Consider the following 26,110-nt stretch of genomic DNA (forward strand, 5'->3'; position numbering starts at 1 on the left):
GGAGTATTACCATGACTGCTAATCCATCACTCGCACCGGCCACAATGCTGGTGCAGCGAGCTCATAACATCCGCCGCCATGCTCTGCGCATGGGGCAAGTCCAGGGCCAGGGCTACGTCGGCCAGGCATTGGGTGCTGCTGATCTGCTGGCCGTGTCCTACTTTCATGCGATGAACTACAAGCCTCACGATCCAGAATGGGAGCAGCGTGATCGCTTTTATCTGTCCATCGGTCACTATGCGATCGCGTTGTACGCAGCCCTCATTGAAGCTGAAATCATCCCGCTGGACGAACTTGAAACCTATGGCTCGGATGACAGCCGATTGCCGATGTCCGGCATGGCAACTTACACCCCCGGCATGGAAATCACTGGCGGTTCACTGGGTCAAGGCCTGGGTATCGCGGTAGGTGCCTGCCTTGGATTGAAGCGCAAACAATCAGCATCGTTTGTTTACAACCTGCTGTCCGATGGCGAGCTGAATGAAGGCTCAACGTGGGAGGCCGTGATGTCTGCCTCCCACTGGAAGCTCGATAACCTTATTGCCATCGTCGACGTCAACAACCAGCAGGCTGACGGTCACTCCAGCGAAATCCTTGCCTTCGAACCCATTGTTGATCGCTGGCAGGCGTTCGGCTGGTTCACGCAGCGTGTGGACGGCAATGATCTGGATGCATTGGTCAAAGCCTTCGACGCGGCGCGAGCCCACACTGCCGCGCAACCCAGAGTCATCATTTGCGACACGAAAATGGGTAAAGGGGTTTCGTTTCTGGAAACCCGCGAGAAGACCCACTTTATCCGTGTGGATGAGCATGAATGGGACGTCGCCCTGAATAACCTTGAAGAAGGTAAAACAGCATGAGTATTGCCAATAACAATGCTGCCCAGACTCCGGCAGTCGCGAAGAAGAAACTCACGACCTCAGCGATGATTGCATCGATCGCCTCCGAAGGTCAGGCAACCCGATCTGCACCCTTCGGGCATGCCTTGGCGGCACTTGCCGACCAGCGTCCGGATATCGTCGGTCTCTCCGCCGACCTGTCCAAATACACCGATCTGCATATCTTCGCCAAGGCGCACCCGGATCGCTTCTACCAGATGGGCATGGCAGAACAACTGCTGATGAGCGCCGCAGCCGGCATGGCCCGTGAAGGCTTCGTTCCCTTCGCCACAACCTATGCGGTATTCGCCTCACGCCGTGCTTATGACTTCATCTGCATGGCCATCGCGGAAGAAAATCTCAATGTCAAAATTGTCTGCGGCCTGCCAGGTCTGACAACGGGTTACGGCCCCAGCCACCAGGCAACAGATGATTTGGCCATTTTTCGCGCGATGCCCAATCTGATGATCGTCGACCCCTGCGATGCTCTTGAGATCGAGCAGGCAGTCCCGGCCATTGCAGCCCACCAAGGGCCGGTCTACATGAGACTACTGCGCGGTAACGTGCCGCTGGTCCTGGACGAATACGGATATAAGTTCGAAATCGGCAAGGCCAAGACGTTGCGCACAGGTAACGACGTTCTGATCATTTCGACTGGACTGATGACCATGCGCGCTCTTGAAGCCGCCAAAGAGCTCCAGGCTGACGGCGTTGACGTTGCAGTTCTGCACGTTCCGACTATAAAACCTCTGGATGAGCAAACCATTCTTGCCGAGGCGAGAAAGCCCGGCAGACTTGTGGTAACAGCAGAAAACCACTCAATCATCGGTGGTTTGGGAGAAGCGGTAGCAACGGTGCTGCTGCGCAACGGCGTAACCCCCACGTTCAGGCAAATTGCGCTGCCCGACGCCTTCCTCGACGCGGGCGCGCTTCCGACGCTTCACGACCGATACGGCATTTCCACAAACGCTGTTTGCACACAAATCAAAGGCTGGCTGTAAACGCTTCATCCCGGGGGCGCGCTGCGTCCCCGACTTGAAAAGGAGCTGAACAGTGGACACCGCCAGACTGCTGGACCCCTCGTATGAGTTCTTCCTGGATGAGCCCTCCAGTGAATGGACGCTGGACTCCCTTCCCGCCATCAGAAACCGCGTCTCTAGTGGATACAAACCAACGTCCACTGCTCGTTGCGACCAACGTTGGGCGACTGACACAGAGGGTTTACGCATTCGTTTATGCATCTACCGCCCCGACGCCACCGTGGCGAATGAAAAAATACTCCCGGCAATCCTGTATATCCATGGAGGCGGATTTGTCCTGGGCCGTCCGGAGATGGCGGACGACTATCTGGCCAACCTTGCGAACACGTTGAAAACAGTGGTGGTAGCACCTGACTACCGGCTTGCTCCCGAGCACTCATTTCCCGCCCCGCTTGAGGATTGCTATACCGCGCTAAAATGGCTGTTCAGCGAGACATCATCCTTAGGGGTGAGCGTAAGCAGACTCGTCATCATGGGTCATAGCGCAGGGGGTGGACTCGCCGCAGCTTTAGCCTTGCTCCTGCGTGATAGAGGTCAGTATCAAGCTGCAGGCCTTATGATGATCTACCCGATGCTCGACCACCGAACCGGCTCTTCGGCAGCGACGTCGGATAATCCAACAACCGGGACACTGAGCTGGTCACGGGAAGCAAACCGGTTCTGCTGGGATTGCATGCAAGGCTCATACACGCTTGATGACGATCAAGCGCATCTGTTTTCCCCCTCTCTCGCGTCAGATCTGCAAGGACTGCCCCCAAGTTTCATAAGCGTGGGGTCTCTGGACTTATTCCTGGAGGAGGACGTGGCCTTTGCGCTTGCGCTTTCGCGATCCGGCGTCCAGACGGAAATGCATGTCTACCCGGGTGTCCCGCATATGTTCGATCAATACCCTGGAGCGATTACCCGGCAGTGCGAACGTGATGTAGAAACAGCACTGAGGAAAATGCTGGCGCTTTAAGCGAACCGGATTGCCTGGATCAAGCTCCTGGAGCAAAACGGTATCCTTACGAGCCGCCGCTCAAACCTCCTCCCGCAACACCGCCAACCTGTTCAGTACATTCAGCACGTAACCATCCCGGATAACCGCGCCATGGTGCCCATCACAGAAACGCTCTCCCCTGATGCACAGCGTAAGCATCGTCTGGATATCTCCCAGGCTCGCCCGAGCGATATAGGCTTCGTCCTTGAGCATGATTGCGGCACCGTGCTTCATGTATTCGATATCGGTCCAGCATTCTTTTTCCAGCACCCGGTAGAAGTCCTTGACGACATCGAAGTACGCGGGCCAACGATCCTCAAGCACATGGGTTTTTATCGCCACTCCGCGGGGATAGAGCCTGGGTCGCCAGGCCAGCAGTTCGTCCATGTCGGCGGCCTGAGGCACGGGCTCGCTGGGCGGGCGCGGCGCTGGGGCGGCGCTCTCCGAAGTGGCGCGGTGCAATTCGGCTTTATGGAGGTGTGACGCTACGTATAGCTCAAACGCCTGGACCTGACCGGAGGTATAGGGATTTTTACCGTAGGACTGAACATCTTTGCTGTAGTGGAGAAAAGCTTCCGATTGTGGCCCCTCTGCAAACAGCGAAGCGATGGCCGCGCTTTGCAGCAGCCAGTAAATATCCTCCGAGCCCTCTCGCCCCTTCATGCTGGAGAGATCGAGAACACTCGAAAACAACTTCCCCGCCAATTGGCGACCTGCCTCACGAAACTCCCAACTCAAATCATGGGGTTCAGCTTGTTCAGCCTGGGCGATCCAGGCTTCGTAGCGACTGATCAGGGTGGTGTCATCCAGCGAAATCGGCGGGCAGGCGGGCGGAGTGAGTGACCGTGGTTTTGGCTCCTCATAGACCGGCAGCCAACTGAGGTTTTGGGCGACACGCGACAGCGGCTCGCCTTTGTTGCGGGTCGGGGAATTCGAAGCAACCTTGGGCTTGACGGGGCTTTGCTGGGGTTCAACGGTGCTTTGTTTGTGGTCGAAGTACGCTTTCAAACGATCCAGAAGTTTCATCTATGAAATCCCGCGTCAGTACAGAACCTGCACTTTAAGATTTTCGGCATCAGGTCAGTATCCGAGATACCTGCGATGTTCGGCCCGCCAGCAAATCCGATACTTGATGAGCTAGCAGCGGGGTAATATTGAAATAATTTTCCGGCGCTTCATGACGTGCAGCGAAGGTAACAGGCACTGTTTTTTCATAGCCAAGGCCATGACTTGCAGGCTTCATTGAACAGCGCCATAGCGAGTGAAAAAAAAGTCAGGATCAGAATCACCATGGATATGCCGCGCCCTGTGTAAATAGAACTCCACGGAACAATGTGTCGGAGCTCTTCACTGGGCAGGTTTTTCAGATAGCTATGACGGACAACAAAAAAAACCACACTGATGAATGGATAGATAAATATCACATTAAAGATCATATCCTTCCCGCCGAGGAGCACCAATAGCAAAGGGGTCACCAGATAGGCGCAACCTACCCAGAAATCCATCTTTTTCAGAACCCTGCGTGCGTTGTGGCCTGGGCATGGCTTTGCCTTTCTTGGCCTTCTCGGTTTCCCGAGTTTTTCTGTTGTCATGTAAATACTCCTTTGCCTCCCACTCAGCCTCTGCCCGGGATACGGTGTAGTACAGTATCCCCCGGTCACCTATCGGGAAACCAGAAAGGCCGGGGATGAATTTTCGTCATCGGCGTGATGACGAGTGCCACGTAAAACCGCAAAGCTGACCGACGACCCGGAGCTGGCCAATGCTTTGGGAACCGCCTGCTACATCGGCATGCAACTCGCCCGGGGCCTGAGAATCCAGTTACCCAATGGGACGCCACCTGAAAGCTTTCCCCGCAATTAACCACCTGTTCTGGAGACAGTCCATATGCCTGGTGATGACCTGCAACGCCTTTATAACAAAGCCTGGCTATACGCCTCTCATGCCCACCTTGGGCAGAAAATGACAGGGTCAGAACTGCCCTACACCACCCACGTAGCCATGGTTGCCAATGAGCTGATTTTTGCCGCCCGGGAGTCCTCGGTCGGCGATCTGGCAATTGCCCTACCTGCTGCGTTGCTGCATGACGTACTGGAGGACACCCCCACTACGCAGGAAGCGCTGACAGACGCCTTTGGTCCAGAGGTGTCTTCGACTGTCGCGAGCTTGAGTAAAAACCTGATTGTACCGTTCTCCGAAGAGCGCTACTTTCAGGGTATCGCCAGCCAATCTCGTGAAGCTGCTTCGATAAAACTGTGCGACAGAATCACCAACCTGCAGTCGGCACCCGCCACATGGGCCAAGGCCAAACGCGCTTCATATCTCGTCGAGTCCGAACAGATTCTGACCGCGCTCGGACATGTGAATGACTACCTCAGGCAGCGGCTCACAGACACCATAGCGCGCTATGAACAGCTTTACGTCAGGGAATTCACGGGCTGAGATCATCGGGATCAACTCAGGTTTCTCTGACACCACGCTGTCGCGAAGCAAACACAGACCTGTAGGAGCGCGCTTGCCCGCGATTTGGTCTATCAGTCGATAAATATATCGCCTGTGCTGACGCGATCGCGGGCAAGCGCGCTCCTACACATCCTGTGTTTGCTGCGCGACAGCGCGGTGTCAGGGACACTGTGCGACCTCCTACAGAAAAGCATTTAAATCCAGTTAGTTATTTTTTTTATGAGAGCGGCATGGGATTCAAAGCGTTCTTTCCAGGCCGTTTACTGACTGAGCTCTTCCTTAAGACCCTCAGCCCATTCATTCAAGGACTGATACGCAACACTCCGGTCGTCCCAATCGTGCCAATAATGGATGAGCTCTCCAGTACCTGAAGGCGACGCATCCACAACGACATAGTCCCCCGAGTCATTGGTCAGGAAAGGTACCCAATACCGCTCCCATGGCTCACAGAACTCTTCCTCCGGGTCGAGAAAAAACTTCAGTGCATCCATTATTTCACTGGCGGCGAGCAAGCGGCGGTTGTCACTTTCGCGCAACTCCGCATTCCACTCCTGGCCGTCATGCCAAAGCAGCAACTGACGTAGGCCCAATGGCAAAGGCGCACCCAGCAATTGTTCTATCTGCTGGATTGAAGTCTCGCTTGCTGGAGGCCGAAGTGTCGCGAGGCTATCGGGGGGCAGCAGTTGCTCGATAGTGGTGAGGCATTCGGTAAAGGCTTGAGGTGTAGTCAGCATGACTCTTTTCCTTTCGATTAACGATGAAGGTGCGAACAGAAGAGTGTGGAATTGACGTGATGAGCCATCAGCGGCCTGAGGGCTTGCTCAGCGAAATCAGCCAATTCAGCAGCCTGCTGGTCCACCAACGGCGGCGAGCCTCCCGAATTTGATCGATGTTTTCAAAGGTCAACTCCGAAGCACGCTTCTCCTTGGCTTTAATAGCCTTCAACATACGAATCGAGTTTCGGCTGACGTAGATTAGATAGAAGACACTCAGTGTTAGCACGTAAATTCCAACTACCCCATCGCTGACATGCCACGCCATCTTCATCGCAAGTGCAGATACAGCCACTATAGACGCCAGAATGTTCCCTGCGAACTGGCTGTACTGCCCTCCTGCCACCAGGACTCTATTATCTCTGACCTCGTAACCGGCCCTGCGGTTTGGAGAACGGGTAAAATAGAAAAAACCGACTTCGACTGCGAAAAGCAAGACCGGCACCATGGCCAAAGAGATAGAATCGACGAAAGACTGTTCATAGTCGCTCCGACCCACCATATAAAAACCGCCTGAAATCATGAGGGTAAACGAAGCAAGAGACCACTTCTGAAAATGCGAGAGAAACGCAACATAACTCTCATTTATATAAATCAGATACAGGGTACGTAACAGCAGCACCAGCAAAGCAATGCCCACAACCCAGAAATACTCGGAGCTGAAAAAAAATATCGAACTGAACAGCGCTGTCAGGGCCCATATACTAGAAAGACCCTTCTTCATTTCTTCTGGATCCATGACAACTTTCTCCACCGTTCTCAGATTAACGGTATTGAAACATCTAATTCAGGCTCAACGTCGTGAGGCCTTGCTCAGAGAAATCAGCCAATTCAGCAGCCTGCTCATCCACCAGCGACGGCGAGCCTCCCTGATTTCATCGATGTTTTCAAAGGTCAATTCCGAGGCGCGCTTCTCCTTGACCCTGATAGTTTTCAATACCCGAAACCAGTGTCGGCGGATATAGATTAAATAAAGGGTCAACAGTGTTAGCACGTAAACCACAAATGCCATCTCGCTGAGCTGCCACGCCATCATCATTGCAATACCCGACACCAGCACTATCGATGCCAGAAGGTTCCCCGCAAAGTGGCTGAACGGTTGGTCTATCACCACCACTCTATTACCCCTGACCTCGTAACCGGCTTTGCCCTTTGGAGGGCGGGTAAAGTAGAAAAACAATACCTCAACCGTAAAAAGCAGCACAGGCACCAGCGCTAAAGAGATAGAGTCAATGAAGGATTGTTCATAATCGCTCCGTGCCACCAGATACAAACAACCTGAAATCATGATGGAAAACGACACAACAAAGCCCACGTGATAATGGGTGAACACAGCGACAAAACTCTCACTTATATGTATCAAGTAGATGGTACGTGCCAGCAGCACCAACAAAACCCCACCCAAAACCCAGAAATACCCGGTACCTGCAAACATGAATGCGCTGAACATTGCTGTCAGGCCGAAGACACCATAAAGGCTCTTCCTGAGGTTTTCCGGGCCCATGTCCATCAACACTTCCTCCGTTGTCATCAGGCGACGATCTTAAAACAATCTGATTCAGGCCCGGGTATGCACGCTCAACCTGAAAATGGAAGCAGTGGCCATTGCCACCGCTTCCGATACCGATACCGATCAAGCCAGAACGGGCTCTACCTGGTCGCGGTTTCCGGTTTCAGCGCCAAGCAGCACGTGCAGCGTATTGAGGAACAAGTCATGACTCAGAATGCCGGTGCATATCGTCGACAGCACGACTTTTCCATTCTCGTCTTTGATAACGACTTTCTCGGTCCAATTGCTCAGGTCAATCGTGCGCAAGGTTGACATGGGTACCTTGCTTCCCTGTACTTCAAGAAAATCTCTGGTGACGGTGATCGGCGAGGTCTTGATGTTCAGGAAGTTGCCAGACACACGCTTGCTCCAGACTTGCCCGGAGCTTATGTAGTTGAAGGTCACCGCACGCCCCGACTCGAGCGTGTCCATCACTTCAGGAAAACGAGCCCGTACGTGCAACTCACGCACCAACTGTTCAAAGTCATGAAAGCCTTTCAAGGTTTCAATGACCCGATGAAAAGGCTCGCTTGCATTACGACGGTAGGCGACGTTGGTGATCATGCCGGTCATCACGGTCTGGCCGGAACCAAAGAGGTAGAGGTCCTCGATATCGGCAAACGCAGTGTACTCCCGCTCGCCCTTGATCAAACGAGCGATGCCGTGCTCAAACACTTCGTAAACCGGCTCACGCAGTTTTTTATGCCATACGTAAATGGCAAACGTGCAAAGCCCGAAAATAGCCAACCCAGCGCTCGTTAAATTGATCAACATCTGCGGGCTTGAAAAGTTGAGTGTCATGCCACGGCTGACGGTGGTTACCGGACCATTGTTGCCAGGCGGCAGGATCGTGCCCAGATACAACACGAATGCAGCCAATCCCAGCAATACGACACCGAAAACCAGGCTAAATACCAAAAACCCTTTGCCATGGCGAAAGGTAGCGATCAATTCGCCAGTTTCTGGAGACTGAGAGGATTGCTGCATAATTCTGCTTCCCTGTATGGAGTTTGAAGAGCAAAGCTGCCCAGGCAACCTGCCACATACGTGGCGCTCATGAGAGTTTCAAATGGACCTGAACATTGCCTGAGCAATATCTGTCGGCGGTTGGAACATGGCTAAACGATATCGTTCACCAACCGGTGTTGATTTTTTAATTCAGAAGGGTTTTCGTGGACCATGGTTTCTCGTACTTTCGAGTCAAAACCGCTCTCGCCGCCGGAGGCACTGGCTTGAGCGCCTGAGCAAGTGGTTTAATCCCTTACTAGCCAGCCCCGCCAAAGCTATCCAACCTTGGCGCGAGTTACGGATATTGAGCTAACTGCCAGTGAGACCCTGTTTAAGAAAGATAAGGAGAATAAGCATTAACGACCTGAAAGAAAGATATCTGAGCTTCTATGAAGCCGACACCTCCTCTGCCGAGGATATAAGAGGGGTAGAAAATTCCCTGAGCGTGCGTTTGCCTGACGACTTTAAAGAAATCGCAACCTTTTATACAGGTGGTTTTTTGGGGGGTATCAGTCATCACGCGATGTTTAGCGCGACTAATCCATTGAACATTGTCAGCGAGACGTTGCGCCTCAGGAAGTCGATAAATCTGGGCACGGAGTACATAGTATTGGCCGAACCGGCTGAAAGCCTCATCGTCATGAATGTCTCCAAATCTCCAGTGGTGATATGGTGCGATGCCAATGACGCTGAGCATTTGGGCACAGGCGAACTTTCAACACCTCCCGACTGCTGGGAAAACTACGCCAGCTTTTTTTCCTATCTACTGGACCGAGAAGCGTCCGAAGATTATTAATCTCCAGACAGGATCAACCGGGAGACAAAATGTCTATTTTAGCTATCGTTATTGACGAACCTGCTGTCAGGCCCGCCACGCTCATCAAACTTCATAAATTCTTGATGCTACCATTACAGAAGGTTAAAAGCCTTTGCGGTGGTGGTCATCCTATTCTGGAAATTGAGCTCTTTGACAGTGACCTCCAAGAGACTTCAACATTCGTCCGCGGTGTATTGAAAATAATTTCCGAAGAGAAAATCTCGGTAAAATTCTATGAGATCCCTTACGGGGAAAGGTATGCAGACAACAGAAATCTGGAAAAACGCGAGGTGACGGCAGACCTGGTCAATAGTATTCTAGACGCCGCAGATGAAGAATTTGAGCGACAGCAAAACAGCCAATCCTGACCTGAGGATAAGACAATGATAGACTTCACACTGTTTAGCGTGCCCCTTTTATACAGCAGAAACAAGAACCTGCAATACAAAGAAAATACAATCCAGATGTCGACTGCCCTTTTAAAGTTTCTGCATGATGAGGGGGTAATAAGCACGCCTCCCTTTACAGAAAATGGCGATCTTAAAATGGATTTTTTAGTTCGTAAATCCGACGTCACTGAAGAAGGCGTCGAGCTCTTTAAAAGCGTCATCCCTAAATGGTGGCAAAAAATAGACCGTGGACTTGATCGCTCAGATGTTAGTTATCTCAAGCGAGAGCTGGATAAACTAAGAGCCTCAGAGAGCCGCTAAAAACTCTTTATGGATTTTCAAATCTGATTGAATACAGCCTTAATTGAGGTGTACCCATATGCCAAAAGAGTTTTCCATTTTTACAGACACCGCAACCCTTTCAATATTTGATCTTGGCGCTATCAAGCACAGAGTCTCAGATGCTCCTGACTGGTGGAGCATTGTGGAGGATGAGGTTCTTGAGATCAACAAAGGTAATATCGCCTTTCTTGGTTTAGGCGATGACGGTAGCTACACGATCAAAGTGCTGGACAGCATTGAAAATGCAGCAGGCACATTGAACCTGCACTTCCCGTCGGGCAAAGTTTTTATAGGGTCTGGAGAAGACACGTCTGGAGGAAATCTTGAACCTGATGGTTCTGACGTTATCCAAGGAGAAACGTTAGACTTCGCGCCAGGCCACTACAGCATGGGCTTCGCCAGGGCGGGCAATACCATAGAACTCTGTTTCACCCTGACATCAGAAAAACACAATACAATAAAAGAGCCTGTGCGGATATAAACTGTGAAAGCGCAAAACCTGATACAAAGTGTTACCGATCACTTAACCTGACAACCCATATATCCAGAAATGCACCAAAGGAGCACTTATGTCTTCAGACCAGGATTTTGTTGAAGCGATCTATGACGAGCTGTTCAAAGACAACTTCAACCAATACCAAATGGCTTTGAACCGCGCGCCGGATAACGGCATGGACATCTATGCAAGGGCGAGAAATGCTCTGGCTTCACTGGATGACGCTCAAAGGTCTGACGTCATAAACTTTTTTAAAGTCGTGATATCCGATAGTGCCTGCGTCATTTTAGGAACATTGGACGGCGTACACTTCCCCGACAACCTGGAGGGAGATTTTCTACTTTCTTGCGATGGCAAAGAAATCCAGGGTGATCTGATGGATGCTTTCATTGGAAAAGCACAAGACGATGGCGTTTATGAATAACATCCCGGTCCAGTGACTCGCCAGAAACACTGAATGCGATCCCGAGAACTCGTCACTCGGGCTTTCAGTCTGGCGATCCCTCTGCGATGATAAATCGAACTACAATCTGGAAGTGGGTAAGCATAATGGTCACTTTTGTTTTTTTCGCAGTCGCTCTGGCTGGTTTGGCTTATCTGGCTGTCGTGATGTTCCGGGTCGTCAACGCGGATACCAAAGGCGGCATTTCAAGTGTACTCACCGCGGGTACGTTATTTAAAATGTCGCTTTCATTCATGGTCTTGTGTCTGGCGTCGGGCGCTATTTATTTGGGCGGAAGCGCCAGCGGCATCAGTGGGGGCGGAGGCAACGCGGACAATCGATCAATGCTTGATGCAGCCTCACAGATCAGTGAATTTTGTTTGTATGCAAGTCTGGCACTCGCTGTCATCGCACTGATCAGGTATGCCCTTAAGAAGAATGTTCTATAGGTACGTAGGTCCATGGGGTCGCCGCAAGCAACTCAATACCTGCGTCTCCCGTCACTCCTGTTAAATATAAATCGATTGCAAGCGCTTCAGCATTCGAACTGGGTAGATGCACCTGTACCCGCCCCCCCGATACTAAAAGACCGACAAAAAATGAGGGAGTCACCATGAGAAAAAAGCTGGCGTGTATTTCAATGGTTCTGATCTCCGTATTCCTCCCGACAGCGGCCCAGGCCGAGACGAATGACAAGTGGGTGGCTGCGTGGCTAGGCGCAGTTCAAGGGCCTTATCCGACAGGCAATCCCTCTGCGCAACCAGACTTGAGTCTCGCCTTCCCCGCACCTGAGCAAGGTGCGCAGGATCAGACATTCCGCTTGATGGTGCGACCGGACATCTGGGGGACGCACATGCGGATACGTCTGTCCAACGTGCTGGGCACCCGCCCCGTCACCTTTGATGGCATTTACGCCGGACTACAGCAAGGCAGTTCAGCCGTATTGAAGGGCACCAATCAGCCGGTTTCTTTCGCAGGGAAGCCGAGCGTTGATATTCCCGCCGGATCATCGGCCTGGAGTGACCCCATCGCGTTGCCATTTGTGAAGCCTGATGACGTCCCACTACTCAATGGGCGCAGGCTTGCAGTGAGTTTTCATATCAAGGGCCAGAGCGGGCCGATGACATGGCACGCCAAAGCGCTCAATACCTCTTATGTCAGCGAGCCGGGAGCAGGTTCTGTCGGCCAATCCGAAAGCGAAACAGCTTTCCCGTTCAGTACGACTTCTACCTACTTCCTGGATGCCGTTGACATGATGGCGCCAGCCGATACCAAGGTCGTTGTTGCCTTTGGAGACTCCATCACTGACGGCACAGGTACAACGCTGAACGGCGATGATCGGTGGTCAGACGTCCTTTCGAGAAAACTTCACGCTGTTCATGGCAACAAGGTATCGGTTGTCAATGCGGGTATTGGCGGCAATCAGGTTATTGGCCCGGCCAGCTACTCTGCGCAGACGCCCTTCTCAGGCGGCCCCTCTGCGCAAATGCGCGTCGAAAGAGACGTGATAGGTGTGTCCGGCGTTACCAGCGTTATCTGGATGGAGGGCATCAATGACTTCAGCAAAAATGGCAATGCCTCCGCCGAAGCTGTGAAGGCAGGAATGAAGGATGTTGTGGGCCGAATCAAGTCGCAGCTTCCAGATGTCAAAGTTATTGGAGGCACGCTCACTACAGCCCTCGGCAGTACCAGCGCGGCACACGGTCACGCGGAGCAGAACGCCAAGCGGCAAGAGCTAAATGAGTTCATCCGCACGTCGGGCCTGTTTGATGCTGTCGCGGACTTCGATGCAGCGACGCTCGACCCCGAGACGGGCGGCATGAAAAAGGAATATGTGGCGGACAGCACAGTGGGCGGGACCGGCGACAAATTGCATCCTAATAGAGCCGGGTATCAAGCGATGGCTGAAAAAGTAGATATTTCGCGGTTATTCAAGCCTGAGGCGAATTAAGCCTTCAGCCTTTGGCGACACGCCCCCATACATGCAAACTGCTGGATTGAAATGCATTGTCTGCAGGAGCTGCCGAAGGCTGCGATGCATTTCTCCCGAGACACCGCGATCGCAGCCTTCGGCAGCTCCTACAGGTCCTATGTTTGCCGCGAGACAGCGTGGTATCAGGGACACCGGGGCGGCGCTCATCTTCCTGGCACCGGAGCCAAAAGCGAAAGTGTCCACCTATTCAAGTGGACGCCCTCGCCTTTTAAGCAGTCTTTCTTACGCAGGGACCACGAAGCTTATCGTCTCAGCGCTTATCAAACTCGATCAGCACCTTGCCGATATGCTTTGCAGCAGCAAAATAGGCATACGCCTCAGGCGCTTCGTCGAACTTGAACGTCTTGGCGACTACGGTTTGAATGCCGTTCACTTCGATGGCGCGCAGAAGATCTTCAAACATTTTCCGGTTGCCGTTGGCGATGCCCCGGATTGTCACGTTTTTCAGGATGAGCGAGACATAGTCAGGTATTGGCGACTGCTGTCCAGGGCTTACACCGATCACAGCAATACGCCCGTTCACGGCCGCTGCCGCGACGGATTGACCCAACGTGTCCTGACCGCCCGTCTCGATGATAATGTCGGCACCTGCGTTCCCGGTAAGCTGCATCAACTGTGCTGCCCAGTCAGTATGAGTGCGGTAATTGATGGTGATGTCCGCTCCGAGTTGGCGAACAAACTCCAGCTTCTCATCGCTTGAAGAGGTCATCGCCACGCGCGCGCCCAGGATCTTGGCGATTTTCAATGCTGCCAACGCCACTCCGCCCGTGCCCAGGCAAAGAACCAGTTCGCCCGGCTTGACCTTGAATACCTCGACCAACGCATTCCATGCGGTCAGCCCGGCGGATGCGAGTGCGGCGACGTCTTTATCCATCAACCCTTCCGGGACATGGATCAACGCAGCAGCCGGAAGCACAACTTGTTCAGCAAGCCAGCCGTCATGGCTGACACCGACATCATGGCTGAAAACGTCAGCGCGAAACTGCCCTTCCAGCCAGTTGGGAAAATGACCGCAGATGACTCGGTCACCTGGTTTGAAATCTTCAACGCCTTCGCCGACTGCAATGACTTCTCCCACGCCCTCGGACACCGGGATACGATCAGGTGCCTGCATAGGACCGTAAACACCCCGCAGAATCTGGACGTCTCGACTGATGAGGCTCACAAGGCGGGGAGCGATGACAACCTCGCCTACCCCGGCCGACAATTCCGGGCGGGTCGTCGCGGTCAGCGAGTCCAGACCATTCTGAGCACCTATCTGAAAAGCTTTCATTGGGTAATTTCCTGTTTCGTGAATAAGAACGTGTAAATGTGTCGATTGCAGCTGACAAGATCACGGCCGTGAAGCCGCCATGAGCGTGATGCCCTGATTGACTGCCTCGCTTGAAGCCATACCCTTACCATCATTTGATTAATCAACTGAGTCAGGGGCTGTTTGCAGCGTCGAGGCGATGAGGTCGCGTAGCCATATATGAGCAGGATCCCGGTGCAGTCGTTCGGGCCATAACATGAGCATTTCAAAGCCCGGAATGGCGAGTGGCGGCGCCTGGACGTGAAGTGACGGGTCATCTCGGACCAGCCTTTCAGGCACCACTGCAACCAGGTCGCTGTGCATCAATGCAGAGACGAGCGAGTTGAAAGTGGACACTGACAATACAACGCGTCGTTCCAGACCTTTAGCGGCCAGTGCCTGGTCAGTACTCCCGACGAACCCGGCGCCATTGGGTGACATAACGGCATGTTCGAGCCCGCAGAATGCTTTGAGCGATAGCCTGGTTGCCAAAGCAGGATGATCGCGCCGTCCTGCCAGCACATAGCGTTCGTGAAACAAAAAACGCTGACGCAGCTTTGGCGGTGCGTCATCGCGAGTGTGCAGCGCCAGATCGATCTGGCCGTTCTCCATATCATTGGCAAGGGTGGCGGGATGTTTGTTCAACAGTGCCAGGCGTGTATTAGGGGCCAGGCGCCTGAGCAGTGCCAACGACGGCCAGACTAAAGCAGTCGCGGTGTAATCACTGGCAGCGACCTTCCACGTCTGACTAGACAGTGCTGGCTCAAAAGTGGCACCAGGATTCAGCGCGCCCTCCAAAGCTATGAGCGCTTCACGCAGTGGCCCGCGCAATTCACGGGCACGCTCGGTAGGCGACATCCCTCGGGGACCGGGCAGCAACAATGGGTCGTCGAGGATTTCCCGCAGTCGACCCAGTTGCAGGCTGACGGTCGGTTGAGCGAGATTGAGCAATCGCGCTGCGCGTGTGACGTTTTGTTCAGACAACAGCGCATCCAGCGTGACCAGCAAATTAAGATCCAGACGACGCAAGGTATTGTGCATGTAAATACCATATGTTTCGGAAATTCATTTCTATCATACCGGGTTCGTCATTACTGTGAGGCATCCATCCATTCGGAGTTCCTCATGAAGCTGCTGCTGATCTACGCCCACCCTGAACCTCGTTCCCTCAATGGCTCGCTCAGGGATTTCGCGATCACTCACCTGGAAACCGCAGGTCACGAGGTCAAGGTCTCGGATCTGTACGCGATGAGTTGGAAAGCGCCTCTTGATACGGACGATGCCCCGGGCTATGACGACGAAAGACCTTTCAACCCGGCAATAGAATCGCAGCGCGTATTCGCCGCGGGCACCCAACCGCTAGATATTGAGGAAGAGCAGGCCAAACTGCTGTGGGCGGACGCTGTGATCTTTCAATTCCCGTTGTGGTGGTTCTCGATGCCCGCGATCCTCAAAGGCTGGGTCGAACGCGTCTACGCCTACGGGTTTGCCTACGGTGTCGGCGAACACAGCGAAAGCCACTGGGGCGATCGTTATGGCGAAGGCAGCATGGCTGGAAAGCGGGCGATGCTGGTGGTCACCATGGGCGGGTGGGAATCCCACTACAGTGGTCGAGGGGTCAACGGTGCACTGGATGATCTGCTCTTCCCTATCCAGCATGGGGTGCTTTTCTATCCAGGGTTCACTGTCATGCCGCCCTTCCCGATCTATAAGACCGGCAAAATGGACGCCGCTCGGTTCGAACAGCTATGCACAGCCTATGCTGCCCGGCTGGATAACCTGTTCGTTGATCAACCTTTGCCATTTCGTCGCCAGAACGCCGGGGACTATGAAATTCCAGCGTTGACCCTCAAGCCACATATTGCACCCGGCCGTCAGGATTTAGGCATCCATATTGATGAAGACAAAACGGCCGAAGGCTAGAGTTTTTCTGGCGTTGAGCGTTGTTTATCAAGCCGGGTAAGCGGTTTTAGCACCGCTGGTAATCGGCAGTAGAGTAAGCCCTGTAAGCGCGGTCTTTCTCTCAACGGCCGATTACACCCAGGTGGGTGAAAGTGAAACCTTGTGGCGACTTCAGACCGTAGCCAAGCATTCGGTCGAAGCCCGAATGTGCGAGCCAGAGAGCACCTACCGCAGCGAGATCAGGGATCGACCCTATCAAACCGGCCGCGAGCAAAGCAGCACCAGTCGCATACAAGTGAAGGGAGTTATAGCAATAAGCCCCCACTCTGGGCCCCAACGCATAGCCCAGAATACTCAAGTCGGGCGTGAAAAAAATTGCCAGCAACTCCCACCATGAGAAGTCATGCCCAGTGCGCCAAAAAAGCAGAATGCAGGTGGCAAACAGGAGCCCCCCTTCTACACGTTGCCACAGAACAGTGTGCGATGCCGATGGCGCTAAATGGGACATGAAAGCTCTCCAGGGATTGAGCATTCAATTTTGTACGATACATCTGCAAAACGTAATCGTATAAGATCGCATACACACCATACAAAAATGGATAGCCCTGTGATTCAGCATGAGCCAAGCTGGGAATGGTATCGGACCTTTCTTGCCGTACTGGAGACCGGTTCGTTGTCGGCAGCGGGGCGTAACCTGGGCATCAGTCAACCAACAGCGGGCCGTCACATCGACGGCCTTGAATCTGCTCTGGGCCTGAAACTTTTTACTCGCTCATCAGATGGATTCAGTCCCACCAGTGCCGCTTATGAAATCGCGCCTTATGCGCTCAACCTGGCGGCAATGTCGGCGGCTTTGTTGCGCAAGGCAAGTGAAGGCAGCACCGATATCCGTGGGACGGTGCGTCTGACAGTCAGCGAAGTGATCGGCGTTGAAGTCTTACCACCAGTTTTGTTGGTATTGCGCAAGCAGCACCCCGAGTTGGTTATAGAGATGATTCTCTCTAATCAGGTTGATGACCTCCTACGTCGGGACGCAGACATCGCGGTTCGGATGCACAGGCCTACTCAGAATGCGCTAATCGCAAGGCATGTCGGTGGTATAGAAGTCGGGCTGTATGCTCATCGCAGTTATCTGGCTATCCACGGCAGCCCCTGCTCACTCGAAGAGCTGAGCAACCATACGCTCATTGGCTTCGACCGAGAGAACGCCTTTATTCGAGGATTCCTGAAACAGTTCCCGATATTTGCGCGCGCGGGCCTGGCATTTCGTGCCGACAGTGAACTTGCGCAATTGGCAGTCATGCGAGCCGGTTTCGGCATTGGCGTGTGCCAATCGACAATTGCATCCCGCGACTCAACTTTGATGCGGGTGCTTGCGTCAGCCTTTTCGGTGCAGATGGACACGTGGGTCGCGATGCATGAAGACCTCCGTAACAGCGCTCGCTGCCAGGTTGTATTCAATGCCATCGCGGAAGCGTTACGCGAGCATTCGCAGAACAGCCAGATATTTCGCTGATGCTTACACATAGGGTCGCGCGGTCAGGGCACTGAATGAGCCTACTCAGCCACCGCCAATTTATAAGGAGTATCGAATGGATTTACGAACGTTACTATTAAGCGGCGACTATCAGTTCGAATGCGATCCGCCAGCTGCGGAATCTTCCATCGAAGCTCTGATCGCCGCAACTCCCGTCCCTCTGCCGTGTGAGTATTTAGAGTTGCTCCGTCTGAGCGACGGCGGCGAAGCAGATATGTCGGGATATCCACGCTACGTCCGTATTTGGTCAGCGTTGAAGGCGATCGAGAACAATCGTGATTACGAGGTCGCAAAGTGGTTGCCGGGATTTATTGGATTTGGAGACAACGGTGGCCCGGATATGATCGGGTTCGATACACGCTCAGGACCACCCTTCCCAGTATGCTCAGTCATGTTCGTCCCGATGGAGTGGGAAAGTGCCATGGGCACCGTACCGAATTTCGATATATTTATTCGGCAGTTGCTAAAGCATGGCGACATCAACGACTAGCTTTTAGCGTTTCAAACATCGCCTCGGCCGCCAGGGTATGGACTTTGCGGGTCGGGTGCCATTCATCCCAATAGTAATGGGTATCTGGACTTTCACACACAGGCTGGACGTCCGGATACGTCGGCTGGCAAGGGGTGTCCAGATCCTTGAAACCTGCAACATCGGGTGCTGCGCGAAGCTTGTTGCTGAAGGCCAGGTGATCAAAATAGATGATATTAACGTTTCTGGCTTTCGCTGTTTTTGCCAACACGGCTGGCAGCTTCTGCTCGAGTACTCTTTGATATCGTGCTGCATTGTTGACTTGATTACCTTGCACCACAGCCGGCACATGACTCAAATCCGTACTTCCCACAACCATTACATGCTTCGCGCCCGCTGTAGCCAATGTCTCGGTAGCCTTCTGTATGTTAGCCACACTTTTCTGGCTGAGCACATCAATCGACTCGGGGTGCGAAAAGTCGGCCCATTCGAAAAAGTCGTTAGCTGAAACGAAAATGAAATAGAGCGCATTCGGATCAGCTTTGTGTGTAGGGGTTGCTTTCAGATGATCGTTGATTTGCCCGAAAACTCCGGTATTACGAAACGGCTCCATCCAGGCATAGTAGTTTCCGTTACCGCTCTTGGCTCCGCCAATCGCGTAATCGGTCAAGGGTAGATTCAAGGTATGGGCCAGACTCTCGACGGCAGTGGGACCATTGCTCCACCGCCCCTCCCAATACAAAGAGCCAGGCAGCTCTTGCGCCTCTTTGACCTTCTGCACGGACAGTGTTCGAGTGAAGTTCTGACCCGCGCCATTGTCAGAGTAGCTGTCACCGAATGCATAGAGGTGGTCGAAGGTAGGAGCGCCAAAGGCAGTTGATACAGTCATTGCCAATAGAGCGGCCAAACAAACGCGTCGATTCATTGAAAGTCTCCCGGATCTCGCCTGAGACTACCAAATGGAACGCGTTGTCTGACGATAATTACGACCTGTTTTTACCTGAGACCGCAGAGATTGACCTGTTGGCGACCCATAGCCAAATCCACCGAGCGGTAGGATTTTTTTGTGCACAGGGATCATTAGATATCTACGCCCCGCCCTCTCCGCGCACCGAACGATTCGTGCCGTATTCTGGTCTGCTTGTCATTGGGAGCTTGAACGGATGGCAGTTAGATCATGGTGCTGAAAATAACAAGTATCGTCATGGCGCTAGTCGCTGTCGCCATTTTGTACATGGGCGGCGCTTTGGTTGCGGCTGGAGGGAGTCCTGCCTATGCCTTGATCGGGCTCGGCGTGCTGATCACTGCAGTGTTGTTATTTCTAAAGAAAAAATCAGCACTCACGCTCTATGCACTACTGATGTGGGCGATTCTGATCTGGATCATCTACGAAGTGGGGTTCGACAAATGGCAGTGGATTCCACGTGGCGATCTGTTCGCGTTGTTGGGGTTCTGGCTGGCGTTGCCATGGGTCGTACGCCGCTTGTACATAGCGCAGACGCCAGCAGAGTCACGAAGCTTTCACCCCTTCCTTGGCGGCACGGTGGCAGTAATGATCGTGATCGTTGTCGGCATCATGTTCTACGACCCCTACCCTGTTCAGGGCAAAATCACTAACCCGGTTTCTGCAAAGGCAGCCATTGGCGCGGCAGAGGATTGGGTTGCCTACGGGGGCACCAACGACGGTCAGCGATTCTCTGCACTGGATCAAATCGACGCGGGGAATGTTAAAAAACTCACGGTCGCCTGGGAGTACCACACCGGCGACCTGCGTGATCCTGAGAAGGACGCCAGCGAATACACCTTCGAAGCCACTCCGTTAAAAGTAAACAATCGGGTTTATGTCTGCACTGCGCACAATGAGGTGCACGCGTTAAACCCCGAGACGGGATCACTGGAGTGGAAGTACGAGCCTCAGAAGGACCGCTCATACCTGCAGCAACATCAGACATGCCGAGGGGTCAGCTATTACGCTGCGGCGTCCTCCAGCACTCGAAACGGCGACGTATCAGTGACTGGTGCCTCGCCGCTCTGCGACAAGCGCATCATTACCGCGACAGCGGATGCGAGACTGGTCGCACTGGACGCCGATACAGGCAAGGCTTGTAGCGACTTCGGCAATAACGGCGTGGTCAACCTGAGCGATAACATGGGCAAAATCCGCCCCCACGCTCTCATGCAAACCGCTGCTCCGCTGGTGGCCGGTGACCTGATCATCGTCGGTGGTTCGGTGATGGACAATGGCTACAACGCCGGTAATCCGTCCGGCGTGATCAGGGCGTATGACGTCCTCAGCGGCAAACTGGTCTGGAATTTCGATCCTGCCACGCCTGAATCCACCCAGCCCATTGCTGCTGACCACGACTACCCACAAGACACGCCGGTGGCATGGGGCACGCTGAGTGCCGACTTGCAGAACGGTCTAGTGTACGTCCCCTTCGGCAATGCCTCTCCCGATGAACTCGGTATTCGACGCGACCCGGCCAGCAATACCGAAAAATTTCGTGACGCCTTGGTCGCTCTGGATCTGAAAACTGGCGCGTTCAAATGGAAATTCCAGACTTCTGATAACGACTTGTGGGATCGCGATAACCCGTCGCAACCATCGCTGGTTGATCTCGGCAAGGACGGCAATAAGCTGCCCGCTGTGGAGCTGCCAACGAAGGTCGGTAATATCTTCGTGCTCAACCGATTGACTGGTGAGCCGATTATTCCTATTGATCAGGCCAAGGCGTCGGCTGAAGGCGGTGTGGCCGGTGAGCGTTTCGCGACGAGTCAGCCAGTCTCCAGGCTCAACTTCATTCCTGAGCCGCTGAACGAAAAATCCATGTGGGGCCTGACACCGTTTGACCAGATGTCCTGTCGTACCAGCTTCAAGAAGCTTCGGTACGATGGCAATCCATGGACGCCGAGCACCGAATCCGGGACGCTGGTATTTCCGGGAAACATCGGCGTCTTTAACTGGGGCTCGGTGGCGATTGACCCGCAACGACAGATCCTGATTGGCGCCCCCGTGCGCCTGGCTTACAAATACACGCTGATCAAACGAACGCCGGGGACCGAAGAGAAGCGGCTGTTTAGCGCAGAAGGAAAGCCCTATTGGAATGAAAACTTCAAGGGCGACTACGCGATCAGGATTCAGCAGTTTGCCTCTGATCTGGGTATCCCCTGCATCGCTCCCCCTTGGGGCCGCATGGTTGGGGTTGATCTGAACACCGGTAAAACGGAGTGGATGCGCCGCATCGGAACGACCAAAAACCTGAATACCAGTTTCCTGCCAGGACGCTTTCCGATCGGTTTCCCAATGGGCATGGTGGCGCACGGTGGGCCACTGATCACGGCAGGAGGATTAGCGTTCCAGGGCGCAACCGCAGATGGCTTCATTCGCGCCTACGACATCAATACCGGAGAAACTCTTTGGCAGACCGAATTGCCAGCGGGCGGCCAGGCGACTCCATCGACCTATATGGGAAGTGATGGCAAACAATATGTGGTCATTGCTGCTGGCGGTCACGGCTCCCTCGGTACGACGACGGGTGACAGCGTGATTGCTTTCAAGCTGGAATGAATATCAGGCACTGAGCAGGCCTGCAGGATTGCTACCTGTGGGCATCGTATAGACCTCTGTCTTGAAGGGTTTCGACAGACCTCACATGCCCATGGGGAGAGCTTTGGCTGTCACAGCTTGATTGTCTTGAGTGACATGCCTTTATTTTGAGCTAGTGAAGTTGGTTTTTATTAACTGCCAAACTATGCATTACAAGGTTCAGGTATTTCTCATCTTCTTCTGAGAAAATCTCCTCACCTTCCAGCCTATAAGCTTTGCACAGATAATCGACACCTCCAGGTTTGCCCAGTTCATGAAGTGACTGCCCTAAGCGCATCATGATGAAAGGGTTGAATGCACCTTCAGGCCCATTCATCGCGTCATGGAGGGCCTCAATGGCATGCTCATAGTCCTTCATGCCAAAAAGCGCGTCAGCGATGCCAGCTTTCAGCCAAGTGTAGGCTTCCCAAGTGTCGCAAGGAGCGGGCAATAAACTAAGTGCTTCTTCGAAAATATTCAATGCACTTGGGTATTCACCATCATCCATAAACGAGTTTCCCAACTCGCTCATTTCAGAAATTTTCTCGTACAGTTCGTCATCAAGTTCCAGCATGTTTTATACCTTTATATTCTCAAGATAGTAGTTCAGGTACTTTTTATCGAACCCCTGAAAAGCTCTTTTCTTACCCAGCTTGAAAGCTTTGTCAAAATATTCAATCGCAAGCTCTTTTTCGCCAAGCTCATAACATATTTTTGCAAAATTGATAAAACTGCTAGTTTCTCGTGGTGGTTTGGTTTCCATTGCAATAGCGGCCCATGGCTTGGCTTCCATATAGTTTCCCACATCGAAAAACAAGCCCGAGATACAGCCAGAAATCCAATTGGCAAGATCCCATTTCGTAGCTGGGGCAGGTAGTAAACCCCACGCTTCATTATATTTTTCAAGTGCCTTGGCAAGATTGTTCTGAATTTCCAATCTATTACCAGACTCTACCAGGTCTACAATTTTCTGGGAAAGCTCACTGTTTGAAATATCCAGGTCTTCCATAAAGTCCTCAGTCACTAATTTTTCGTGTGTTTTGCCGTGGCAGGACACTGTCTAACCGGGCCTCGCCTCCAAGCCGAATGCATATCCCACGGAAACTAAGCGCTTTCATTGATTTTATGAGAGCAAGGGTTGAGCAGCGGTAGCTGCCCGCCTAAGAAGGTCTAAGCTGGTAACCGCTTTCCCGGTGGAAAGATACGAAATACAGCGTGCCTGCCGCGCAGAGTGGAGTCAGACCAAAATTGTTTGAACTGGTCTGACCTCCATTCTGCCCCTGACTGCCGCCCAGGTCGTGAGATCTATGTCCATGTTCTGCCAGAAGTAGACGTAAAGCAATTATGGGCGGAGATCACCGCGTCCAGTGTCATGGCGTTTTGAGTAGGAGGCCCCCATCAGATAGAAGCACCCGCCCGCAATGATAAACACCGCGAGCATATAGAACATGAAATGCGCTGGCTGCGATGCCAGGGCAAATCCGCACAACACCGGTCCCAGCGCACCGCCCAGGCTGGACAGGTTTTGCGCGCCGTAGTACATGCCGCGCAGATGCTCCGGCGCGATGCGGTCGATGAACATATACTCCGCCGGGAAGACGATGACTTCGCCCACGGTAAATATCGCCACTGCCAATGCCCAATGCAGCACCCTGGTGGACAACGCAAAACCGACGACGCCCAGCAGAAACAGACTGAAGCCCGCTGTCAGCCACTGGTTCAAATGCTCATTGGTAATGCGCTTGCCCACAATGTACTGCAAGCAGATCACCACCGTAGCATTAACCGCCACAACCGTACTGATGACCTGGTAGGTAAATTCTGGTGTGCTTGTTGTCACTAAGTATTGCGAGATGTAGCCGGTGAACTGGCCGAATGCCACAGCGCTCAATGCACCGCCAACAGTGAAGCAGACCAGGCGATAGTCCTTGAGCAGAATGCGTCCCACAGCGACGAACGACACCGGGGCATTGGCCGGGTCGGCGGAACTGAGGCTCCTGTCGCCCCAGACCATATAGGTCAGGAAGAAGCCGAGGCCGAGAGTCGCAGACATCAAGAACGGCAGTTTCATATCCATGTGCGCGAGCCCAGCGCCAATGAACGGCCCCACCGCGTAACCAATGTTGATTAGTGTGTAGCGCACTGAAAACACTTTGCCGCGTTCCGCTTCCGGCAGCAGTTTGCCAAACGCAGCCTTGACCACGATATCGATCACTGAATAGGCGAAATTGAAAGACACCAGAAACAGGAAAAATAGCCAAAGGTGCGCCGTGACGCACATACCCACGAAGCCTACTGTGAAAAACCCCGTGAAGCTCAGGATCAATCGATAGCTGGAGATTTTGTCAGTCAGATAGCCGCCGTACAGGCTTAGCAACGAGCCGAAAAGCATCGCACCGCCCACCACCAAACCGATTTCGCTGATGCCCAATGTGAAGTTTGATGACAGATAAATCACCATATACGGCAGGGTAATGGCGCGCCCCAGTGTCAGAAACAATGCAGACGACAGCAGCAGATTGACCGAAAACGGGTAGTGTCTGAAGGCAGCGAGCATCTGAGTTGCTTCCTGTATTCGGCAGTACTAAAGGGTTAGCCACAGATGGTTACACATCTAACCTTTACTGGGCAGCGACCCTGCAAATAATCAGTTCGACCGCCCAACGGCCCACGGCTGGATCAAGTGTTTTTGGGTTTACCCCACGTAGGGCTTAGCAACTCGCGCATCCTGCTCACCACTGTCGTCCAGCGCTTTGGCAACGAGTCCGCTGCGCAGACAGCGATTGATGAAGCTCTGAACGTACTCAGCAGCAAGCGCTCTCCTTTTCGGAATAGCCATCGCCTGACGAATTTCCGTAAAGTTGTCACTCAACACTCTGACGCCTGCCGTACTTCGGGCGAAGCGCTCCAGAGGCTGACGAACTCCTGCAGCTGCATCGAGGCCTAGCTTCAAGAACTCATCAACGGCGACGGCTGAAGTGGTCGCTCGAACCAACTCGGCATTTTTCAACGTCCGGGACAAGAACAGGTCATAGGCCGCTCCCCTACCTACTGCGATCCTGCAGCCGCCAGCGTCTAAGGCAGAAGCGAGATTAAACTTGCTTTCCGTTCGCACCAGATAGGTTCCATCGATGCAGACGTAGGGGCTTGAGAAGGAAATTTTCTCAGCCCTGACTGGCTCAATGGCTAGAAACGCAAGATCCCAAGCTCCTTCCTCAAGTGCTGCGAAGACCTTGCCGGCGGCGTCATAGGCGGTCAGTGAAATAGCAATTTCAAGCTCATCAGCGAGTGCATTGGCCAACACGACCGACACGCCAGAGAATACCTGGGTCTTCTCGTCAAGCTTCGCCAGTACAGGATTACCGAGATTGATTGCGACCCGCAGCTTTCCCTGTGGAGCGATATTTTTTCGTATGGCGGCAAGATCAAATTCCACGGTTACTCACTCCTCTCTGTTTCTGATTTCTCACCCGCAGTTGCATTCGAATTGACAATGCATTTTCCGATGATCAATACCATTGCCACGCCGACAATGCCGGCACCGTAATGAGCCCAGGCCGGTACCGCCGGCAGGCTTATATCAGTGATCGCCATACTGCCTGCGATCCAACCGAGCAATGCAGCTCCAAGGGTGATGACAATCGGATATCGATCCATGAAATGCAGTACCAACTTGCTGCCCCAGATGATGATCGGGATGCTGATCACGATGCCAAAGATCACCAGCTCAATCTGCCCGCCGGAGGCCCCTGCTACCGCAACCACGTTGTCCAGGCTCATGACCGCATCGGCAACGATGATGGTCTTGATCGCCCCCCAAAGCTTTGGGCTCGTCGACATGTTCTCGTGTGCGTCCTCACCCTCAGGAACCATCAGCTTGATACCAATCCAGAGGAGCAATACGGCACCCATCAGTTTAAGGAAAGGCAATTCCAACAGCTGAAGTGCGAAGAAGATTATTCCTATCCGCAATAGGATCGCGCCCAGCGCGCCGCCAATAATGGCGCGATTACGCTGTGCTTCAGGGAGCTTGCGACACGCCAGCGCGATGACAACCGCGTTGTCGCCGCCCAGCAAGATATCGATGGCGATGATTTGCATCACGGCCAGCCAGAACCCTGGCGAGTTTATGAGTTCGATCAAAATGAGCTCTCCA

At 53.2% G+C, this 26,110-nt stretch carries 31 protein-coding genes; 16 read left to right on the forward strand and 15 right to left on the reverse strand.

Annotation, left to right across the window (positions count from 1 at the left end; all coding sequences use genetic code 11):
- Positions 1 to 11: 11 nt before the first annotated feature.
- Genes AO242_RS27135 through AO242_RS27145 form a run of 3 tightly spaced genes read left to right on the forward strand, consistent with a single transcriptional unit; the run spans position 12 to position 2,876 of the window.
- Positions 12 to 860 (forward strand): transketolase, encoded by an 849-nt coding sequence (locus AO242_RS27135; protein WP_099271101.1) that lies wholly within the window; start codon positions 12 to 14, stop codon positions 858 to 860.
- Positions 857 to 1,879, forward strand: a complete 1,023-nt coding sequence (locus tag AO242_RS27140; RefSeq protein WP_099271102.1) for a transketolase family protein — start codon at positions 857 to 859, stop codon at positions 1,877 to 1,879. Before AO242_RS27135 ends, AO242_RS27140 begins: the two co-directional genes overlap by 4 nt.
- Positions 1,880 to 1,931: 52 nt before the next feature.
- The gene (locus tag AO242_RS27145) at positions 1,932 to 2,876 is read left to right on the forward strand and encodes an alpha/beta hydrolase (protein ID WP_099271103.1); all 945 of its coding nucleotides are present in this window, start codon (positions 1,932 to 1,934) and stop codon (positions 2,874 to 2,876) included.
- A 60-nt stretch (positions 2,877 to 2,936) separates the two neighbouring features.
- Here the strand turns inward: AO242_RS27145 and AO242_RS27150 are convergent, their stop codons facing one another.
- Positions 2,937 to 3,923: a DUF6508 domain-containing protein gene (locus AO242_RS27150; protein WP_099271104.1), complete on the reverse strand. Its 987-nt coding sequence runs from the start codon at positions 3,921 to 3,923 to the stop codon at positions 2,937 to 2,939.
- Positions 3,924 to 4,108: 185 nt separating this feature from the next.
- Entirely contained in the window at positions 4,109 to 4,489 is a 381-nt protein-coding gene (locus AO242_RS27155; protein WP_099271105.1) for a hypothetical protein, read from the reverse strand.
- Positions 4,490 to 4,613: 124 nt separating this feature from the next.
- Here AO242_RS27155 and AO242_RS29495 point away from each other — a divergent pair, with 124 nt between their 5' ends.
- Both AO242_RS29495 and AO242_RS27160 read left to right on the forward strand, forming a co-directional pair.
- Positions 4,614 to 4,760, forward strand: a complete 147-nt coding sequence (locus AO242_RS29495; RefSeq protein ID WP_164706319.1) for a hypothetical protein — start codon at positions 4,614 to 4,616, stop codon at positions 4,758 to 4,760.
- Between the two features lie 24 nt (positions 4,761 to 4,784).
- Positions 4,785 to 5,339, forward strand: a complete 555-nt coding sequence (locus AO242_RS27160; protein ID WP_099271106.1) for an HD domain-containing protein — start codon at positions 4,785 to 4,787, stop codon at positions 5,337 to 5,339.
- A gap of 281 nt (positions 5,340 to 5,620) precedes the next feature.
- Here AO242_RS27160 and AO242_RS27165 read toward each other — a convergent pair whose 3' ends face one another.
- From AO242_RS27165 to AO242_RS27180, 4 genes are all read right to left on the reverse strand, one after another.
- On the reverse strand, positions 5,621 to 6,094 hold the full coding sequence (locus tag AO242_RS27165) for an SMI1/KNR4 family protein (RefSeq protein WP_099271107.1): 474 nt from the start codon (positions 6,092 to 6,094) through the stop codon (positions 5,621 to 5,623).
- Between the two features lie 67 nt (positions 6,095 to 6,161).
- Positions 6,162 to 6,872, reverse strand: coding sequence for a hypothetical protein (locus tag AO242_RS27170; RefSeq protein WP_099271108.1), 711 nt, complete (start codon positions 6,870 to 6,872; stop codon positions 6,162 to 6,164).
- A gap of 54 nt (positions 6,873 to 6,926) precedes the next feature.
- Positions 6,927 to 7,643 carry a hypothetical protein gene (locus AO242_RS27175; protein WP_099271109.1) on the reverse strand — a complete coding sequence of 239 codons (717 nt, stop codon included), beginning with the start codon at positions 7,641 to 7,643 and terminating at the stop codon, positions 6,927 to 6,929.
- 123 nt (positions 7,644 to 7,766) lie between these two features.
- The gene (locus AO242_RS27180; RefSeq protein ID WP_099271110.1) at positions 7,767 to 8,669 is read right to left on the reverse strand and encodes a hypothetical protein; all 903 of its coding nucleotides are present in this window, start codon (positions 8,667 to 8,669) and stop codon (positions 7,767 to 7,769) included.
- A 340-nt stretch (positions 8,670 to 9,009) separates the two neighbouring features.
- On the opposite strand from AO242_RS27180, the gene AO242_RS27185 reads away from it, so the two are divergent.
- The 7 genes from AO242_RS27185 to AO242_RS27215 all read left to right on the forward strand — a co-directional run bounded on the left by AO242_RS27185 (position 9,010) and on the right by AO242_RS27215 (position 13,127).
- The gene (locus tag AO242_RS27185; protein WP_231666816.1) at positions 9,010 to 9,486 is read left to right on the forward strand and encodes an SMI1/KNR4 family protein; all 477 of its coding nucleotides are present in this window, start codon (positions 9,010 to 9,012) and stop codon (positions 9,484 to 9,486) included.
- A gap of 29 nt (positions 9,487 to 9,515) precedes the next feature.
- Positions 9,516 to 9,875, forward strand: a complete 360-nt coding sequence (locus AO242_RS27190) for a hypothetical protein (protein WP_099271111.1) — start codon at positions 9,516 to 9,518, stop codon at positions 9,873 to 9,875.
- 15 nt (positions 9,876 to 9,890) lie between these two features.
- A complete protein-coding gene (locus AO242_RS27195; protein ID WP_099271112.1) occupies positions 9,891 to 10,217 on the forward strand; it encodes a hypothetical protein in 327 nt (108 codons plus the stop codon).
- 58 nt (positions 10,218 to 10,275) lie between these two features.
- Positions 10,276 to 10,719, forward strand: coding sequence for a DUF6386 family protein (locus tag AO242_RS27200; protein ID WP_099271113.1), 444 nt, complete (start codon positions 10,276 to 10,278; stop codon positions 10,717 to 10,719).
- A gap of 88 nt (positions 10,720 to 10,807) precedes the next feature.
- The gene (locus AO242_RS27205; protein WP_099271114.1) at positions 10,808 to 11,158 is read left to right on the forward strand and encodes a hypothetical protein; all 351 of its coding nucleotides are present in this window, start codon (positions 10,808 to 10,810) and stop codon (positions 11,156 to 11,158) included.
- A gap of 125 nt (positions 11,159 to 11,283) precedes the next feature.
- On the forward strand, positions 11,284 to 11,625 hold the full coding sequence (locus AO242_RS27210; protein WP_099271115.1) for a hypothetical protein: 342 nt from the start codon (positions 11,284 to 11,286) through the stop codon (positions 11,623 to 11,625).
- Between the two features lie 164 nt (positions 11,626 to 11,789).
- Positions 11,790 to 13,127, forward strand: coding sequence for a GDSL-type esterase/lipase family protein (locus AO242_RS27215; RefSeq protein ID WP_206361763.1), 1,338 nt, complete (start codon positions 11,790 to 11,792; stop codon positions 13,125 to 13,127).
- Positions 13,128 to 13,419: 292 nt separating this feature from the next.
- Here AO242_RS27215 and AO242_RS27220 read toward each other — a convergent pair whose 3' ends face one another.
- Together AO242_RS27220 and AO242_RS27225 are read right to left on the reverse strand one after the other, a co-directional pair.
- Complete coding sequence (locus AO242_RS27220; protein WP_099271116.1) at positions 13,420 to 14,442, reverse strand: zinc-dependent alcohol dehydrogenase family protein; 1,023 nt, start codon at positions 14,440 to 14,442, stop codon at positions 13,420 to 13,422.
- Positions 14,443 to 14,580: 138 nt separating this feature from the next.
- Entirely contained in the window at positions 14,581 to 15,501 is a 921-nt protein-coding gene (locus tag AO242_RS27225) for a LysR family transcriptional regulator (RefSeq protein WP_099271117.1), read from the reverse strand.
- Between the two features lie 84 nt (positions 15,502 to 15,585).
- On the opposite strand from AO242_RS27225, the gene AO242_RS27230 reads away from it, so the two are divergent.
- Positions 15,586 to 16,383 carry an NAD(P)H-dependent oxidoreductase gene (locus AO242_RS27230; protein ID WP_099271118.1) on the forward strand — a complete coding sequence of 266 codons (798 nt, stop codon included), beginning with the start codon at positions 15,586 to 15,588 and terminating at the stop codon, positions 16,381 to 16,383.
- A gap of 100 nt (positions 16,384 to 16,483) precedes the next feature.
- Here AO242_RS27230 and AO242_RS27235 read toward each other — a convergent pair whose 3' ends face one another.
- Entirely contained in the window at positions 16,484 to 16,870 is a 387-nt protein-coding gene (locus tag AO242_RS27235) for a DUF4260 domain-containing protein (protein WP_099271119.1), read from the reverse strand.
- Here AO242_RS27235 and AO242_RS27240 point away from each other — a divergent pair.
- Both AO242_RS27240 and AO242_RS27245 read left to right on the forward strand, forming a co-directional pair.
- Entirely contained in the window at positions 16,862 to 17,878 is a 1,017-nt protein-coding gene (locus AO242_RS27240; RefSeq protein WP_306475067.1) for a LysR family transcriptional regulator, read from the forward strand. The two genes, AO242_RS27235 and AO242_RS27240, sit on opposite strands and share 9 nt — an antisense overlap.
- A gap of 76 nt (positions 17,879 to 17,954) precedes the next feature.
- Complete coding sequence (locus AO242_RS27245; protein ID WP_099271121.1) at positions 17,955 to 18,389, forward strand: SMI1/KNR4 family protein; 435 nt, start codon at positions 17,955 to 17,957, stop codon at positions 18,387 to 18,389.
- On the opposite strand, the gene AO242_RS27250 is transcribed toward AO242_RS27245, so the two are convergent.
- Positions 18,379 to 19,293 carry an SGNH/GDSL hydrolase family protein gene (locus AO242_RS27250; protein WP_099271122.1) on the reverse strand — a complete coding sequence of 305 codons (915 nt, stop codon included), beginning with the start codon at positions 19,291 to 19,293 and terminating at the stop codon, positions 18,379 to 18,381. The two genes, AO242_RS27245 and AO242_RS27250, sit on opposite strands and share 11 nt — an antisense overlap.
- Positions 19,294 to 19,545: 252 nt before the next feature.
- Here AO242_RS27250 and AO242_RS27255 point away from each other — a divergent pair, with 252 nt between their 5' ends.
- Positions 19,546 to 21,936, forward strand: coding sequence for a membrane-bound PQQ-dependent dehydrogenase, glucose/quinate/shikimate family (locus AO242_RS27255; protein WP_099271123.1), 2,391 nt, complete (start codon positions 19,546 to 19,548; stop codon positions 21,934 to 21,936).
- 151 nt (positions 21,937 to 22,087) lie between these two features.
- On the opposite strand, the gene AO242_RS27260 is transcribed toward AO242_RS27255, so the two are convergent.
- The 5 genes from AO242_RS27260 to AO242_RS27280 all read right to left on the reverse strand — a co-directional run bounded on the left by AO242_RS27260 (position 22,088) and on the right by AO242_RS27280 (position 26,097).
- Positions 22,088 to 22,528, reverse strand: a complete 441-nt coding sequence (locus AO242_RS27260) for a tetratricopeptide repeat protein (protein WP_099271124.1) — start codon at positions 22,526 to 22,528, stop codon at positions 22,088 to 22,090.
- A 3-nt stretch (positions 22,529 to 22,531) separates the two neighbouring features.
- Positions 22,532 to 22,963, reverse strand: a complete 432-nt coding sequence (locus AO242_RS27265) for a tetratricopeptide repeat protein (protein WP_099271125.1) — start codon at positions 22,961 to 22,963, stop codon at positions 22,532 to 22,534.
- A 333-nt stretch (positions 22,964 to 23,296) separates the two neighbouring features.
- Entirely contained in the window at positions 23,297 to 24,511 is a 1,215-nt protein-coding gene (locus AO242_RS27270; protein ID WP_099271126.1) for an MFS transporter, read from the reverse strand.
- A gap of 138 nt (positions 24,512 to 24,649) precedes the next feature.
- Entirely contained in the window at positions 24,650 to 25,390 is a 741-nt protein-coding gene (locus AO242_RS27275) for a transporter substrate-binding domain-containing protein (RefSeq protein ID WP_099271127.1), read from the reverse strand.
- A gap of 2 nt (positions 25,391 to 25,392) precedes the next feature.
- A complete protein-coding gene (locus AO242_RS27280) occupies positions 25,393 to 26,097 on the reverse strand; it encodes a TerC family protein (protein WP_099271128.1) in 705 nt (234 codons plus the stop codon).
- Positions 26,098 to 26,110 lie beyond the last annotated feature (13 nt).

Source organism: Pseudomonas sp. ICMP 561 (assembly GCF_002699985.1).
GTDB classification, from domain to species: Bacteria; Pseudomonadota; Gammaproteobacteria; order Pseudomonadales; family Pseudomonadaceae; genus Aquipseudomonas; species Aquipseudomonas quasicaspiana.